The 14,463-nt window shown below is 73.1% G+C and carries 17 protein-coding genes and 1 tRNA gene; 7 read left to right on the top strand and 11 right to left on the bottom strand.

What is annotated here, in order from left to right; genetic code table 11:
• Nucleotides 1-70 precede the first annotated feature (70 nt).
• Nucleotides 71-1,228, top strand: a complete 1,158-nt coding sequence (locus ABZO31_RS09610; RefSeq protein ID WP_406860692.1) for a sensor histidine kinase — start codon at nucleotides 71-73, stop codon at nucleotides 1,226-1,228.
• Complete coding sequence (locus tag ABZO31_RS09605; protein WP_406860691.1) at nucleotides 1,219-1,875, top strand: response regulator; 657 nt, start codon at nucleotides 1,219-1,221, stop codon at nucleotides 1,873-1,875. The genes ABZO31_RS09610 and ABZO31_RS09605 overlap by 10 nt, the downstream gene beginning before the upstream one ends.
• Before the next feature lie 13 nt (nucleotides 1,876-1,888).
• Here ABZO31_RS09605 and ABZO31_RS09600 read toward each other — a convergent pair whose 3' ends face one another.
• The 3 genes from ABZO31_RS09600 to ABZO31_RS09590 form a co-directional block, all read right to left on the bottom strand.
• Entirely contained in the window at nucleotides 1,889-2,107 is a 219-nt protein-coding gene (locus tag ABZO31_RS09600) for an FmdB family zinc ribbon protein (RefSeq protein ID WP_406860690.1), read from the bottom strand.
• Nucleotides 2,108-2,346: 239 nt separating this feature from the next.
• The gene (locus ABZO31_RS09595; protein ID WP_406860689.1) at nucleotides 2,347-3,741 is read right to left on the bottom strand and encodes a hypothetical protein; all 1,395 of its coding nucleotides are present in this window, start codon (nucleotides 3,739-3,741) and stop codon (nucleotides 2,347-2,349) included.
• A gap of 34 nt (nucleotides 3,742-3,775) precedes the next feature.
• Nucleotides 3,776-4,540, bottom strand: a complete 765-nt coding sequence (locus ABZO31_RS09590) for a DUF4097 family beta strand repeat-containing protein (RefSeq protein ID WP_406860688.1) — start codon at nucleotides 4,538-4,540, stop codon at nucleotides 3,776-3,778.
• 224 nt (nucleotides 4,541-4,764) lie between these two features.
• On the opposite strand from ABZO31_RS09590, the gene ABZO31_RS09585 reads away from it, so the two are divergent.
• Nucleotides 4,765-4,836: transfer RNA gene (locus tag ABZO31_RS09585), tRNA-Val, on the top strand.
• 63 nt (nucleotides 4,837-4,899) lie between these two features.
• Here the strand turns inward: ABZO31_RS09585 and ABZO31_RS09580 are convergent.
• On the bottom strand, nucleotides 4,900-5,343 hold the full coding sequence (locus ABZO31_RS09580; protein ID WP_406860687.1) for an SRPBCC family protein: 444 nt from the start codon (nucleotides 5,341-5,343) through the stop codon (nucleotides 4,900-4,902).
• 186 nt (nucleotides 5,344-5,529) lie between these two features.
• Here ABZO31_RS09580 and ABZO31_RS09575 point away from each other — a divergent pair, with 186 nt between their 5' ends.
• Nucleotides 5,530-6,069 carry a hypothetical protein gene (locus ABZO31_RS09575; protein WP_406860686.1) on the top strand — a complete coding sequence of 180 codons (540 nt, stop codon included), beginning with the start codon at nucleotides 5,530-5,532 and terminating at the stop codon, nucleotides 6,067-6,069.
• 96 nt (nucleotides 6,070-6,165) lie between these two features.
• Here the strand turns inward: ABZO31_RS09575 and ABZO31_RS09570 are convergent, their stop codons facing one another.
• Complete coding sequence (locus ABZO31_RS09570; protein WP_406860685.1) at nucleotides 6,166-6,924, bottom strand: GntR family transcriptional regulator; 759 nt, start codon at nucleotides 6,922-6,924, stop codon at nucleotides 6,166-6,168.
• 234 nt (nucleotides 6,925-7,158) lie between these two features.
• Here ABZO31_RS09570 and ABZO31_RS09565 point away from each other — a divergent pair, with 234 nt between their 5' ends.
• Entirely contained in the window at nucleotides 7,159-7,401 is a 243-nt protein-coding gene (locus ABZO31_RS09565) for a hypothetical protein (RefSeq protein WP_406860684.1), read from the top strand.
• A gap of 152 nt (nucleotides 7,402-7,553) precedes the next feature.
• Nucleotides 7,554-7,802, top strand: a complete 249-nt coding sequence (locus ABZO31_RS09560; protein WP_406860683.1) for a DUF2277 domain-containing protein — start codon at nucleotides 7,554-7,556, stop codon at nucleotides 7,800-7,802.
• On the opposite strand, the gene ABZO31_RS09555 is transcribed toward ABZO31_RS09560, so the two are convergent.
• The 4 genes from ABZO31_RS09555 to ABZO31_RS09540 form a co-directional block, all read right to left on the bottom strand.
• Nucleotides 7,762-8,442: a DedA family protein gene (locus ABZO31_RS09555; protein WP_406865305.1), complete on the bottom strand. Its 681-nt coding sequence runs from the start codon at nucleotides 8,440-8,442 to the stop codon at nucleotides 7,762-7,764. The two genes, ABZO31_RS09560 and ABZO31_RS09555, sit on opposite strands and share 41 nt — an antisense overlap.
• Nucleotides 8,443-8,541: 99 nt before the next feature.
• Nucleotides 8,542-9,015, bottom strand: a complete 474-nt coding sequence (locus ABZO31_RS09550) for a DoxX family protein (protein ID WP_406860682.1) — start codon at nucleotides 9,013-9,015, stop codon at nucleotides 8,542-8,544.
• Between the two features lie 45 nt (nucleotides 9,016-9,060).
• Nucleotides 9,061-10,839: an alkaline phosphatase D family protein gene (locus ABZO31_RS09545; protein ID WP_406860681.1), complete on the bottom strand. Its 1,779-nt coding sequence runs from the start codon at nucleotides 10,837-10,839 to the stop codon at nucleotides 9,061-9,063.
• Nucleotides 10,840-10,928: 89 nt separating this feature from the next.
• Nucleotides 10,929-11,585: an HNH endonuclease family protein gene (locus ABZO31_RS09540; RefSeq protein WP_406860680.1), complete on the bottom strand. Its 657-nt coding sequence runs from the start codon at nucleotides 11,583-11,585 to the stop codon at nucleotides 10,929-10,931.
• A gap of 464 nt (nucleotides 11,586-12,049) precedes the next feature.
• Between ABZO31_RS09540 and ABZO31_RS09535 the strand changes: the two genes are divergently transcribed.
• Nucleotides 12,050-12,634: a TMEM165/GDT1 family protein gene (locus ABZO31_RS09535; protein WP_406860679.1), complete on the top strand. Its 585-nt coding sequence runs from the start codon at nucleotides 12,050-12,052 to the stop codon at nucleotides 12,632-12,634.
• 111 nt (nucleotides 12,635-12,745) lie between these two features.
• On the opposite strand, the gene ABZO31_RS09530 is transcribed toward ABZO31_RS09535, so the two are convergent.
• Both ABZO31_RS09530 and ABZO31_RS09525 read right to left on the bottom strand, forming a co-directional pair.
• Nucleotides 12,746-13,390 carry an HAD-IA family hydrolase gene (locus ABZO31_RS09530; RefSeq protein WP_406860678.1) on the bottom strand — a complete coding sequence of 215 codons (645 nt, stop codon included), beginning with the start codon at nucleotides 13,388-13,390 and terminating at the stop codon, nucleotides 12,746-12,748.
• Between the two features lie 161 nt (nucleotides 13,391-13,551).
• Complete coding sequence (locus tag ABZO31_RS09525; protein WP_406860677.1) at nucleotides 13,552-14,388, bottom strand: peptidoglycan-binding domain-containing protein; 837 nt, start codon at nucleotides 14,386-14,388, stop codon at nucleotides 13,552-13,554.
• Nucleotides 14,389-14,463 lie beyond the last annotated feature (75 nt).

Raw genomic sequence — 14,463 nt, 5'->3', positions numbered from 1 at the left:
GGAAGTCCGCACAGCTTTCTGCGGTTTTCCTCAGTACGCACGCCCGTCGCCCGCCGCTAGCGTGGCGATCATGAAACGACTGGCTCTGAAATGCGCGAGAAACGCGGTCGGGCTGGGCATCGGAGTCGGCAGCGCGGTCGTCGAGCTGCTGTGCGCGGTGCTCACGGGCGCCCTGCTGCTCCCGCTGCTCGCCTGGCCGTGCGGCCGGCGCGCGGCGCTGCGCCCGGCGACCGCCGCGGCCCGCTGGTTCGTGCGCTTCGAAGCCGGCCGGCTGGAGCGCTTCCACGACGTGGCGCTGCCACCCGGATACGCGGGCGCGCACGAGGACGGGGACGCGCAGGTCCTGCGTTATCTCGCCCTGCGCTGGCCGCTCGGACTCCTCGGCGGCACCGTCCTCCTCGTCGGCGCCTACGGGACGGGTCTCGGCGTCTTCGCGCTCATCGGCTGGATGATCACCGAGATCAACCACCCCTGGTACGTGACGATGGGAGGCTTCCTGGGGCTGTTCATGATCTTCCTCGCCGTCCAGGGGATATCCGGGGTCATCACGCTGGAGGAGCACCTGGCGGTGCGTCTGGTCGGGCCCGACCAGCACGAGCTGGAGCGCCGGATCGAACAGCTCGCCGCCAGCCGCTCCGGCGTCGTGGACGCCATCCACGACGAACGCCGCCGCATCGAACGCGATCTGCACGACGGCGTCCAGCAACGGCTCGTGGCACTGGGGATGCTGCTGGGCAGAGCCAGACGCAGCCGGGATCCCGTGCTGGCCGCCGAACTCCTGGTCCAGGCCCACGAGGAGAGCCGGCGGGCGCTCGTCGAACTGCGCGAGGTGGCCTGGCGCGTCCATCCGGCCGTCCTGGACGAGGCCGGACTGAAGGCCGCGCTGGAGTCCGTCGCCGAACGCAGCCCGCTGCCGGTGACCTTGACGTACCGGGTCGGGCGGCCGTTGAACAAGCAACTGGAGACGGTGGCGTACTTCATCGTCTCCGAGTGCGTCACCAACGTCGTGAAGCACGCCGGGGCGACCCGGATAGAGGTGTCGATCACCGACGACGAGAAAGGAGCCCTGATCGTGGGGGTGCGGGACGACGGGGACGGAGGGGCGGATCCGCGAGGCGGCGGACTGACCGGGCTGGCCAGCCGGGTGGCGGCGCTGGACGGGACGTTGGCCGTGGACAGCCCCGCGGGCGGTCCGACGGCCGTGAGAGCGGAGCTGCCGTGCGCGTGATGCTGGCGGAGGACTCGACTCTGCTGCGGGAGGGGCTCGTACGCCTTCTCGTCGAGGAGGGGCACGAGGTTCGGGCGGCCGTCGGCACGGCGGTGGAGCTCGTGGCGGCGGTGGCGGCCGAGCCGCCGGACGTGGTCGTCGCCGATGTGCGGATGCCGCCGACGCACACCGACGAAGGGCTGCGGGCGGCGCTCGAGATCCGCCGGCGCTGGCCGTCCGTGGGTGTCCTCGTGCTCTCGCAGTACGTGGAGAAGAGATACGCGACGGAGCTGCTCACCGGGGAGGTGGCGGATGCAGGAGCGGTCGGTTATCTGCTGAAGGACCGGGTGGCGCAGGTCGACGAGTTCCTGGACGCGCTGGAACGGGTGGGGGAGGGCCGGACGGCCTTCGACTCGGAGGTCGTGAAGCGGCTGCTCGCCCGCTCCACGCACACCGACCCCTTGGCCAGGCTCACGTCCCGCGAGCGGGACGTGCTGGCGGCGATGGCGCAGGGCCACACCAACGCCTCCATCGCGACCCGGCTCCACATCTCGCTGAGCGGCGTCGAGAAACACATCAACGCGATCTTCGACAAGCTGGAACTGACAGGGACGACGGAGGGATACAGCAGGCGGGTGCTGGCCGTGCTGCGGTACCTGGGCGGCTGACGGCACCGGTGGCTCAGCCGCAGCACCCGCCGCCGCAGCAGCCGCCCCCGGAGGCTGCGGCGGCGGGGGCGGGGCCGGACTTGGCCGAGCCGCCGACCGCGACGGCGGAGAGGAGTTTGACGGTGTCGGAGTGACCGGCGGGGCAGTCGGCGGGGTCGCCGGACTCGGCCATCGGGCGGCTGAGCTCGAAGGTGTCGTCGCAGGTCCGGCAGCGGTATTCGTAACGAGGCATGCGGACCAGGCTAGCGGCCCGCCACCGGCCGTCCCGCGCCATCATCGAAGGTGAGGGTGCGGACTCCGGACGGGGAGCCCGTGCCCTCACCGCCCGGCGCCCGCTGCCCGTGCCCTCGCGCCCGGCGCCCTGCGCCCCTGCCCTCGCGTAGGCGCCCGCAGCCCGCAGCCCGCAGCCCCGCAGCCCGCAGCCCGCAGCCCGCAGCCCGCAGCCCGCAGCCGCAGCCCGCAGTCCGTGCCTCACGTCCGGCCGGCGCCGCGCTCCTCGCGGATGAGGTCGACGACATGGGCGGCGGTGGTGCGGACGGCTTCCAGTTCGGTGAGGAAGTGCCAGTAGTCGGGGTGGCGGCCCTCCAGACCGGCGACGGCGCGGTCCAGGCGGGCGACGGCGTCGTCGAGGGGGCGGGCATGACGGGGGTCCGGGGTGTGGCGGCCGGCCATGGCGAGCCGCTGGGCGTCGCGGACGGTGAACCGGGCCCGGTCGATCTCCTGCTGGGGGTCCTTGGCGACGGCGTTGAGGCGCTGCAGCCGGTCTCCGGCGGCGGAGACCTCCTCGTCCGTGGTGTTCAGCAGGGCGCGGACGGTGGTCAGCAGGCTGGTGGCGTCCGCCCAGCGCTGCTCCTCGCGGGCCTTCGCGGCCTCGCCGAGCCTCGCCTCCGCCTGCCGGACGTGGTCGGTGGCCCGCTCGGGCACGTGCTGCAGGTCCTGCCAGCAGTCGGCGACGAAACGCCGCCGCAGCTCGCTCAGGACGGGCTCGACGCCGCCCGCCCGGGTGGTCAGGGCCTGGGCGCGGGTCCGCAGCGAGACGAGACGGCGGTCGATCTCCGCAGCGCGCTCCGGGAGCCGCTCCGCCTCGGCCCGTACGGCCTCGGCGTCCCGCAGGACGCGGTCGGCGCGCTGGAGGGTCTCGGCGACGCCGTGCCGGCCCGCGCCCTCGTTGAGGCGGGTCAGCTCGGGCCCGAGCTGGGCGAGCCGGGTGGCCAGGTCGTCGGCCCGCATCCCGGACTCGCGCACCGCGTCGAGGGCGGCGCCCGCGCCGCGGAGAGCCTGGCGGGCCCGTTCGACGGCGGGGGCGAGCCGGGCGAGCTGGGTCTCCGCCTTGTCCAGGAGCGGCGCGATGTTCTGCTCGAAGCGGTCGAGCTCGCCCTTGACCCGGACGAGCTCGTCCTTCGCGCGGTTCAGCTCGCCCTTGGCGCGGGCCGCGACCGAGGCCTCCAGGCCGTCGCGGTCGAGGTCGTGGGCGTCCACGGCCGTGATGTACGCATGGCTGACCTCGTCGATCCGCTGTCCGAGCGCGGCGAAGTCGGCCTCCGCCCGCCGGGCCTCCGGCGAGCCGTCGACGGCGGTGATCGTCTCGATCGAGATCCGCAGCCCGCGCTGCGCGGTGTCCAGCTCGTAGAACGCGGCGGCCGCCGCGTCCTTCGCCGCCTGGGCCTCCGCCCGCTGACTCTCGGCGCGTCCCCCGAACCAGCGGCGCGATGTGCCGCCCCCGCTCGCGAACGCGGCGGGCAGCATCGCGACCGCCAGCAACGGCACCCCGATCACCAGCCCCAGCACGGCACTCGTCGCACTGCCCCTCGCCTGGGTCGCCGCCACATCCCTCTCCCGTGCCGAGTCCGCCCTGCCCCGGTTCATTCTCCCACCAGGCAAGGACGAACACACGGGCCGTTCAGTTCACCGTGCGCACGGCGACATCCCCGTTCTCGCTGCGGGCGGACACCTTGTGGGCGCTGCCGCCGTCGGTGGGCACGTCGACGCTGACGTCCCCGTTGTCGCTGCCGCTCGTGACCGCGTACCGGGCGCCGCCGGGCAGCCGGACGTCGACGTCCCCGTTCTCGGCGTGGGCGTCCACCTTCTGCGGCGCGGTGCGGACGGTGAGGGCGACGTCCCCGTTCTCGCTCGACGCGGCGAGGGTCTTCGGCGTACCGCTGACCAGTTGCAGGTCCCCGTTGTCGCTGCGCAGCTCCAGCGGACCGCCCTGGTCGCGCACCCGGACGTCGCCGTTGTCGCTCGTCACCGTCAGCGGCGTGGTGAACCCGGAGGCCGTGACGTCCCCGTTCTCGTCCCGCACCGTGACCGCGACGCCGCGCGGCACGGTCACGGTGTGCCGGGCCCCGCAGTTGCTCGCCACGGCGTTGCACTTCACCCGCAGCACCAGCTTCGAGCCCTCCATCCTCCAGCTGGCCTCCGGCCCGTCCCCCAGGAACACCCACCCGTCGACCTGCCGGGTCACCCGGACGTCCGGTACGTCGCCCGGTACGAGCTCCAGATCCGAGTTGTCCGAGTCGATGGTGAGCGCGTCCCCCTGGAACGCGAAGTTCTTCCGCTCGACCGGCGCCCCCTCGACGTCCGTACTGCCGCACCCGGTGACCCCGAGCGCGACGCACACGGCCCCGCCGGCGGCGAGCAGAGTGCGGATGCGATGTGCGGTCACGATGTCCCCCGTCTGACGCGTCTGACTGCCCCCTCAACCTAGGCGCCCCGCCCCCGCCCCTTCGATCCGGCGCACCACCGCATCCATGGTGGGGTTAACCACAGCACGGGCGGCCACGAGCCCGGCCGGCGAGCCCTCCCCGCAAGCCCGCCCCGCCCGCGCCCCGACGGGTATCGGTTTGCCGGACCCACCTGGGAGCCATGTACGCTGTTGCCTCATTCCACGGGTGCGTAGCTCAGGGGTAGAGCGCCTGCCTTACAAGCAGGATGTCGGCGGTTCGAAACCGTCCGCGCCCACCGGTAAGAAGGCCCCCAGCCGATCTCGGCTGGGGGCCTTCGGCCTGTCGGAAGGAGCGCGACTCAGGCGGTTTCGTGTTCCTGGACGGCGATGCGGGCGAGTTTGGTGAGCATCATGCCGTTGCGGACGGCGACGACGTAGTCGACCGGGAGGCCGTGCATGCGGGTGCCGGGGCCGCGGAGGGGGTGCCAGTCCAGGATGAAGAGGGTGTGTTCGCCCCAGGGGATCAGGCGCATGGCGATGCGGGCCGCGCCGAAGGGGTCGGCCTTCGCCTCCAGTTCCAGGCGGCGTTGCGGTTCGCAGATGCGGACGACGCAGGTGTCGTCGAGGGTCAGGGGACCGGCGCCGACGCGGACCCGCAGGCGGGCGCCGACCTCCGGCCAGTTCGGGTCCGCGGCGAGGACCTGCTGGGTGCCCGTGACCCACTCCCCGTAGCGATGGCCGTCGGCGAGCAGGCTCCAGACCTCGGACGGCGAGCTCAGGATCAGACGGCGGTTCCGGGCCATGGTCACGTTCCTGGGGGGTGAGGTGCGCGGACGTCCGTTCCAGGATGCTGCCGGGCGTGGCGGGTACGTCGTTCTGCTGGGCCGGACGGGTGAGCGGGAGGCGTTCGTCACGCCGGGGAACCGTCCGGGTGGGGGTGTCGTCCTCGGTCGTTAGGGTGGGGCCGGTGCGGACGGAGGAATTGCGGTTTGCTTTCTGAGGAGCTCTGGGAGCGGTTGAACGCGCCCGACTTCAAGGCGCGTGCGTACGAGGAGAGCGAACTGCCCTGTCCGCTCGACTCCGACGTCGACGCCGCCCTCGCGGCGCTCACGAACCGGCGGGAGTTCGAGCTGCTGACCCGTTACACCGCGCGGAACGCGGTCGGCATGTTCGGCATGTACGCAGCGCGGATGGCCTCCTTGGCCGTACGGCTGAAGGAGCCGGAGCCGATCGAGCGCGGGCTGCTCGCCTACTGTCTGGCGCACTACAGCTGCAACGGGAAGTTCTACTGGACCCCGCCCGGGCCCACGCTGCTCCTCCGCGCCTGCGCCCTCCTCGAGGTCGACGCGGAGAAGTATTTCGCGGGCATTCCCGACTTCGTCCCTGAATACAGCGGTAGTGCTCTTTCGGAGTTTTTCGAGCAGAATGCGGAACACCCCGGTGTCGAGGGGCTTTTGTACGTCGAGGGGGAGGACGGAGGAGGTTTCCGGTTTCTCCGGAAGCCGTTCACGGCCGACTGGGACGTCTGAGGTCTGACGTCCGACAGCTGACGTCCGACAGCTGTCGTCCGACAGCTGTCGTCCGACAGCTGACGTCTGACGGCTGACGCCCGGCCTCCCCGCCCGCTACGCGTCGAAGTCGTACTCCAGGACGTACGAACCCGAGTCCAGCGTCATCTCGTTGAGTTCGACCGCCTGGCCCTGCTCCGTGAACGCCGTCCGGCAGATCAGGATGACCGGCGTGCCCGCGGTCAGCGCCAGGCGGTCCGACTCGTCCGCGGTCGGCATGCGGCAGCGGATCTCCTCCCGGAAGTGGGCGGGCTTGCAGCCCAGTTCCGCGAGGCGCGCGTACAAGCCGCCGGGACCGGTGTCCGGGGTCGCGATGGCCGTGCCGGCCGCGACCGCCGCCGGGAGGTACGACACCGACAGCAGGACCGGCTTGTCGTCCAGGACGAAGCGGCGGCTGCGCACGCAGAGCGGCGAGCCGTCCGGCACCCCCAGCGCCTCCGCGAGCCGCGCCGGGGCCGCGGTCTCGGTGACCTCCAGCTGGTCCACGACCAGGGCCCGTTCCTCGATGTCGGCCGACCACACCGAGCGGCCCGTGCCCCAGTGGCCCTGCGCCAGCCTCGGGATGCCGCGCCGCCGGACCGGGCGGAACGAGCGGACGAAGACGCCGGCGCCCTTGCGGGCCTCGGCCAGCCCCTCGTCCCGGAGCACCGAAAGTGCCTGACGGGCGGTCATCCGGGCCACGTCGTACACCTCCATGAGGTCGTTCTCGCCCGGGAGGCGGTCGCCGGGCCGGTACCGGCCCTCCTCGATCGCGGTCCTCAACTCGTCCGCGATCCGCCGGTACTTGGGCCGGCGGCCAGTGCCCTGGTCAGCCATGGGGGACCCACTCCCTTCGTCGGGGGACACCCTACGGCGCGCTCCTGTGACTCGGGACACGCGTGTGAGCCGTCCTGCGCGGTCGATCCATCCATCGGGGGACATCTCTAGAGAAACATTGACAGGGGCGTGTCCCAGGGATTTTCTGGGTGTATCTCTGGAGATCCGCACCCCCGGCGCCCGGAGGCGACGACGCAGGCCAGGGCGCGCAGCGCGGGCCAGGACGGAGGGACCATGACGCACCACCCCCACCTCGGTCCCGGTCTTCCCGAGGTCGGCGACCTCGTCCGGGACGCGGCCACCGGCCGCGTCGGCTTCTACGTCGACAGCGTCGCCGGGCGACTGCTGATCCGCCCGGTGCACGGCGGCTGCGAATGGGAGGCCGAGCCCGCCGACGTGGAACTCGCGACGCCGCTGAGGGAATTGCGCGCCCGCGCCGCCGAGGCCAACGCCCGCAGCCGGGGCGATCTGCTCTGAGGCCGGGCGGCGGTTCGGAGAGGCGGGTGCCCTTCGGTTCCGGCCCGGGCGGCCGGATCGTCCGCGGTTCCGGCGGGGCGGTGCTGTCGTCCGCGCATCGGCCCGTGCGGCTCCGTCCCCTCGTTGTCAGAGCCGGGGAGCACACTGGAGACATGTGCCGAAGCATCAAGACGCTCCGTCCGCCCGTCCTGCCCCACGAGGCCACCGAGGACGACATCCGGGCCGCCGCCCTGCAGTACGTCCGCAAGGTGTCCGGATTCCGCGCGCCCGCCGCGCACAACCAGGAGGTCTTCGACCGGGCCGTCGACGAGATCGCCGACGCCACCCGCGCCCTCCTGGAGCACCTGGAGGTGCGCGGGCTCAAGAAGCCGGCGTCGGAGCCGGTGCCGGACGCCGTATGACGTACCCGGCCAGCGTCCCGGCGAGGAACAGCGCCAGGACGGAGGCCGCCGCGCCCAGCCAGGTCGCGCCCAGCCACTGGCCGCCGGCGTAGCCGAGGCCGACGCTGTACGTCGCCCAGGCCACGCCCGCCAGGGCGGACCAGGGCAGGAAGTGCTGGACGGGGCGGCCCGTCGCGCCCGCCGCCAGCGAGACCACCGACCGCCCGGCGGGCACGAAGCGGGCCAGGACGACGAGGGCCCCGCCACCGCGCGCCAGCGCGCTGCCGAGACGTTCCTGCGCGGTGCGCAGGCGGCGCGAGCGCGCCAGTACACGGTCCAGGCCGCCCCGCCGGGCGATGCGGTACGCGCCGAGGTCGCCCAGCACCGAGGCCGTGGCCGCGCACAGCAGCAGGGCGGGCACGGAGGGCACGGACGCGGCGGAGGACGCCGCGGACGACACGGCGGCGGGTACGGCGGAGGACACCGCGGCCGGTACCGCCGCGGGCACGGCCGTCACCGTCGCCGCCGCGGCGGCCGTCGCCGCGGTCACCACCAGGACGCCGCTCGGCAGCACCGGCAGGAACACGTCCAGCAGGATGGACGCGGAGATCGCCGCGTAGATCCACGGGCCCGCGGTCAGCGGCGCCAGGCTGTCGAGCAGGTTCACAGCGGTAGAGCGTACGCGCGGTGATCGCACGGCGACACGGAACGGGCCGGAACCGCGCGGCGATTCCGGCCCGAGTGTCGCAAAAGGGTGCGCTTACGCGACCGCCGCAGCCTTGCGCTCCGAGGCGTCCGAGACGCCTGAGGCATCCGTGGCCTGCGCGTTCTTCGCGAACAGCCCGTCCAGGGCCAGGGCGCCCGGCCCGGTGAAGACGAGCAGCAGGAACGCCCAGCAGAAGACCGCGGACGACTCGCCGCCGTTCTGCAGCGGGAACAGCGCCTCCGGCTGGTGCACCACGAAGTACGCGTACGCCATCGAGCCGGACGCGACGAGCGCCGCGATCCGGGTGCCCAGGCCGAGCAGCACGAGCCCGCCCGCGACCAGCTGGATCACCGCCGCGTACCAGAACGGCCAGACGCCGGTCGGGACGGTGCCGCCGCCCTGGGCGCCCCCGAGCACGCCGAACAGCGAGGCGGCGCCGTGGCAGGCGAAGAGCAGGCCGATGACGATGCGGAACAGGCCGAGCGCGTACGGCTGGGCCTGATTCAGGCGCGAGACAGGGGTGTTCATGGGGGAAGGGCTCCTTCGATCAGGGGGGACGACCCGACGAGGCCCTCAGGTTAGGCAAGCCTGATCATTACTTGCAAGTTCAACATTCCAGATTTCCACCATGTGGGCCCCCTCCGTTCCCCGGCCCGCCCGCGCCTGGTCGAGCCGCACCCGCGCCGTCCTCCCGCGCAGCGTCAGTGTCATCAACTGGTTCCCGAACCAAGGCCCTCCGGATCTCCGCCATTCGAACGACGGCTTCTCCACCCGCCCGTGACGCCTCAGCGCACGCCCCAGCCGCCGCCCCGCCCGGCTCCAGGCGAAGCGGAACCCGAGCCGCACCACGGCCGGTATCGCGTTGTGCAGCGGCGAACAGGTCAGCTGCACCAGGCGGGTTCCCGCCGCGGTGGGACCCTTCGGCTCCGCCGCGTACGCGTGATGCACGTCCCCCGACAGCACGCACACCGTCGCCGGCGCCCGGGCCGGCGCCCCGGCCTTCTGCCCCGCCGCCTCGGGCCCCCGTCCCGCCGCCTCCTCCAGCAGCTCCGACAGCCAGTCGAACGAGGCCGGGAACGCCGCCCAGTGCTCCAGGTCCGAGCGCCGCCGCAGGTCCTCCCCGAAGCGCGCCCACCGCCGCCCCCGGCCGCCCCGGCACAGCGCCGCGCTCCACGCCTCCGCGTCGTGTATCAGCGGCGGCAGCAGCCACGGCAGCGAGGTCGCGACGAGCAGGTGGTCGTACGAGCCCGGCGCGTCGAGCACCTGCTCGCGCACCCAGCGCGCCTCGTCCGGGTCGAGCATCGCCCGCCCGTCCTCGTCGAGGACCCGGGCCGCGCGGGTGTCGATCGTCACCACCCGCGTCCGGCCGAAGTCTCGGCGGTGGCTCCACCGCCGAGTGTGAGGGGCCGGCGCGGAGCGCCCTCGTTGAGGGGTGGTGGCCGGGTGACGGGCGGGCGGACCGGCGTCCGCCTCGGCGGCGAAGCGGCGCAGGGCCTCCGTGCCGTCCGGACTCGCGCACACCTCGGCGTAGAGCGGGTCGGCGGCCAGTTCGGCGGGGGAGAGGTTCCCCAGGTGCTGGTACACCCAGTACGACATCAGGCCGCTCAGGATCCGCTCGCGCCACCACGGCGTGGCCCGCATGCCGGCGAGCCAGGAGGCGCTGGTGTTCCAGTCGTCGACGACGTCGTGGTCGTCGAAGATCATGCAGCTCGGGACCGTGGAGAGCAGCCAGCGCACCTCGGGGTCGCGCCAGGACTCGTCGTACAGCCAGGTGTACTCCTCGTAGTCCGCGACCTCGGTCCCCGGCGGGTCCCGGGGGTCGCGGCGGGCCGCCAGGCGGCGGCGCACGGCCGGGGAGGTCTCGTCCGCGTACACCTGGTCGCCGAGCAGCAGCAGGACGTCGGGGCGCTCGGCGTCCGGATTCGCCGCGAGGGCCCGCGCCAGCGTCGTCGCCAGGGTGTCCAGGGCGTCCGGGCCGACCGGGTCGTGCTCGCCCGCGGGCTTTGCCGCCCACCGGCAGGACCCGAACGCCACCCGCAGCGCCCCATCGGTCGAAGTGTCCGGCACCCGGATGGTGCTCGGCGGAAAGGCAGATCCGGGCAGCGGCCAGACCTGCCGCTCGTCGAGCAGCACCTCGTACGGCGTCCCGACGCCGGGCGTGAGCCCGGCCACCGGTACGAGGGCGTAGTGGTGCCCCGCGATCTGGAACGTACGGGCGCTGCCCTCCGCGCCGTCCGCGCAGCGCACGCGGGCCGTGCAGGGGCGGTCGGCCTCGACCCAGACGGTCGCCGTGCCGTCCCCCGCCCCGTCGACGTACCGCAGCAGCGGTCCCAGTCTGAGTCCGGCCGCCATGAAGAACTCCCCTCCGTCGCCCCGCCCGTCCCTGTGCATGCAGGGACGCCGACGGAACGACGGAAGGATGCTCCCGGGTTCCTGCCGGCTCAGCAGCCGTTCAGGATGGACTGCAGGGCGCTCTTCTCGGCCGAGTCGACGCTCAGGCCCCAGTAGTACTTCGTGTGCACCCACGCGCGGACGTACGTGCAGCGGTACGAGGTGACGGAGGGCAGCCACTCGGCCGGGTCCTGGTCGCCCTTGGCCTGGTTCACGTTGTCGGTGACTGCGATGAGCTGCGGGCGGGTGAGGTCGTTGGCGAAGGACTGGCGCTTGGCGGTGGTCCAGGAGTTGGCGCCGGACTTCCAGGCCTCCGAGAGCGGGACCATGTGGTCGATGTCGATGTCGGAGGCGGCGTACCAGGTGGCGCCGTCGTAGGGGGAGTACCAGCTGCCGCTGACCGCGGCGCAGCTGGAGTCCTGGACGACGTTCGAGCCGTCGCGCTTGAGGACGACCTCGCGGGTGTTGCAGGCGCCGGACTGAGTGATCCAGTGCGGGAACAGGTCCCGGCTGTAGCCGGTGGAGGAACCTTCCGCCTTGACGGTGAGCGAGGCGAGGTAGGTACGGGCGGTGGCCGCGCTGACCGGGGTGGGCATGGCCGCCTGGGCGGTCGGCGCGGTGGCCAGGAGGCCGGTGACGGTGAGGGCGGCGGTGGTGGCGAGCACGGAGATGCGGCGCGCGACTCGACGCGCGTAGACGCCGGACATGTGAACTCCCTTTTCGTGGGGGGACCTTGGCCGTGCCGTCCACCGGACGGCGCGGCCATCGTTGCGGCGCCAGGTTGCTGTGGGGCGTGCGCCGGGTTACAGAGTGGCGACATGGGCACGTCACATCAAGGGTCGCGGTGACGCGCTGCCAGTTCGCTTGCCCTGTCTTGGGGTTGGCCGGAACTTATGTCCGGTTCGTTGGAGTTGTGAGCTGGGTCACGCGGCTTGCCCGCATGGGTGTCGTATGCTTGAGCGAGCAGAAGGGGAGTAGCTCTTCGCCGGACCGTCGACACACTGCTGGGCCTGTCCCAGCCGGCGCCCGGAGGCGGCCTCGTCACAGAGGCCCGCCAGCGAGACCTTCGGCCGCGATGTCCATGTCTTTTTCATGGCGTTGCCGAGCCGAAGCGACCCCTGAAACGGATCTCTCGGTGCGGCCGCGCCCTACCGATTGAGGAACCTGCTCCGTGCTCAGCTTCACGATCATGGCGATCACCTTCGGCGTCGTCTTCCTCGCCGAGCTGCCCGACAAGACCGCCCTCGCCGGGCTGATGCTGGGCACCCGCTACAAGGCGTCGTACGTCTTCGCGGGTGTCGCCGCCGCCTTCGCCGTCCATGTCGCCCTCGCGATCGCGGCGGGCAGCGTGCTGACCCTGCTGCCGCACCGCCTGGTGCAGGCCGTGGTCGGTGTGCTGTTCCTCGCGGGCGCGGCGATGCTGCTGCTCAAGAAGGACGACGGCGACGACGAGGAGATCAAGGCCCCGGCCGACCAGTCCTTCTGGAAGGTCTCCGGCGCGGGCTTCATGCTGATCCTGGTCGCCGAGTTCGGCGATCTGACGCAGATCATGACCGCCAACCTCGCCGCCCGCTACGACAACCCCGTCTCCGTCGGCATCGGCGCGGTCCTCGCGCTCTGGGCGGTCGCCGGCCTCGGCATCGTCGGCGGCAGGACGCTGATGAAGTACGTGCCGCTGCGGCTGATCACCCGGATCGCGGCCTGCCTGATGATCGCCCTCGCAGGCTTCAGCCTGTACGAGGCGATCGCGGGCTGACGCGACCGGAGCGGCTTGGGCGCGACGAGCGGCCCGGCGCGACGCGAGCGGCCCGCAGCACAGGAAGGGGCGCCCCCGGACCGGGGGCGCCCCTTCCTGTGCTGCTCCGGATCAGGCGATGCTCAGCAGGACCGTTCCGTCGCCGCCCCGCTCCATGCGCAGCTCCGTCAGGTCCGTCACGTGCAGGTCGGGCCCGAAGGCCGCCGCGCGCGGGCCGACGCCCACCACGCGCATCCCGGCGGCGCGGCCCGCCCGGATGCCGGCCTCGGAGTCCTCGAAGACCACGCAGTCCGCCGGGGCGATCCCCAGCTCCGCGGCGCCCTTCAGGAAGCCCTCCGGGTCCGGCTTGCTGGCGCCCACGCTCTCCGCGGTCACCCGGACCGCCGGCACCGGCAGCCCGGCGGCGCCCATGCGGGCCTGCGCCAGCGCCTCGTCGGCGGAGGTGACCAGGGCGTGCGGCAGGCCGGCGAGGGCGGCCATGAAGGCGGGGGCGCCGGGGACGGGGACGACACCGTCGAGGTCGGCGGTCTCCTCGGCGAGCATCTCGCGGTTCTCGGCGAGGTTCTGCTCGACCGGGCGGTCCGGCAGCAGCTCGGCCATCGTGGCGTGGCCCTGGCGGCCGTGCACGACCTTCAGGGCCGCCTCCGGGTCCAGACCGTGCCGGAGCGCCCACCGGCGCCAGACGCGCTCCACCACGGCGTCCGAGTTGACGAGGGTTCCGTCCATGTCGAGGAGGAGGGCGCGGGCGGTGAGCATGAGGCGGTCTCCAGGGAGCCGGGTGCGACGAACGAAGCGGTCCCGCCCGCCGGTCAGGGAGTGCGGGCGGGGCCACTTTGTTTCTTCACGATACAAAACGCGGGCGCCTCCACGCCACCCGGCCCCGCGGAAGCCCCCACCCCGGTCCGCCCGGACCGGCCTCAGCCCTCCGTGACCGCCTCCAGCGCCTCGCGCGTCGCCGGTCCGTACACGCCCCACGGGTCCTCGTCGATGTCCATGTACGACTGGAAGTCCGCGACGGCGTCCTCGACCCGCTCGCCGTAGTAGCCGTTCTCGGGACCCTTGTACGCCCAGATCTGCTTCAGCCGACGCTGCAGCTCCGTCACCTCCGGCCCGGAGTCGCCGTGGCTCAGCGTCGGACCGCCGTCGCCGTCCTCCGGGTCCTGGCTCGCCGTCGCCGTGGGCGTGCGGGTCGGCGCGGCCGAGCTCGCGGTGGGCCGCGGCGGCGCGGCCGGCGTGGTCGCCGTGCGGGACGGCGAGGCCGAGGCCGACTTCGTCGGCGACGTCGACGGGGAGGGCGAGGCGGACTCCGTCGCCGACTCCGACACGGACGGCGACGGGGCCTCCGAGACCATGCTCGCCGTCGACGACGTCGCCGTCGTGTCCGGCGCCGCCCGGTCCACCGGCTCCTCGCCGCCGAGGATCCCGGCGGCGAAGGCCGCGGTCCCCGCCACGGCCAGCGCTGCGACCAGCGCGACCAGCACCCCCCGCTTCCGGCCGCCGCGCTCCCGCTCCGGCTCCTCCGCGAACGCGGAGCGGTCGAGCAGCAGAGGCATCGTCAGCTCGGCCGGCGCCTCGTCCGGTACGTCCCCGTGCGGCGGCGGAGGCGTCGGCATGGGGACGGGCGTCGTTTCGGGCATGGGCGCCGGCACCACGACCGGCTGCACGGTCGTGGCCGAAACCTGCCCCCCAGCAGGCTCCTCCGGCGGCAGCGGCACGTGCGCGAAGTCGTCCTCGTCCGGCGTCTCCAGATTCACGTACGGGCGGATCCGCAGCGGCTCGAAGGCCTCCGTGGCCGCACAGGCGCACGTCGGCCCGCCGCCTCCGCCACC

The organism is Streptomyces solicamelliae, from assembly GCF_045348655.1.
In the GTDB taxonomy this organism is placed as follows: domain Bacteria; phylum Actinomycetota; class Actinomycetes; order Streptomycetales; family Streptomycetaceae; genus Streptomyces; species Streptomyces solicamelliae.
This window is presented reverse-complemented; position numbering and strand designations above follow the sequence as displayed.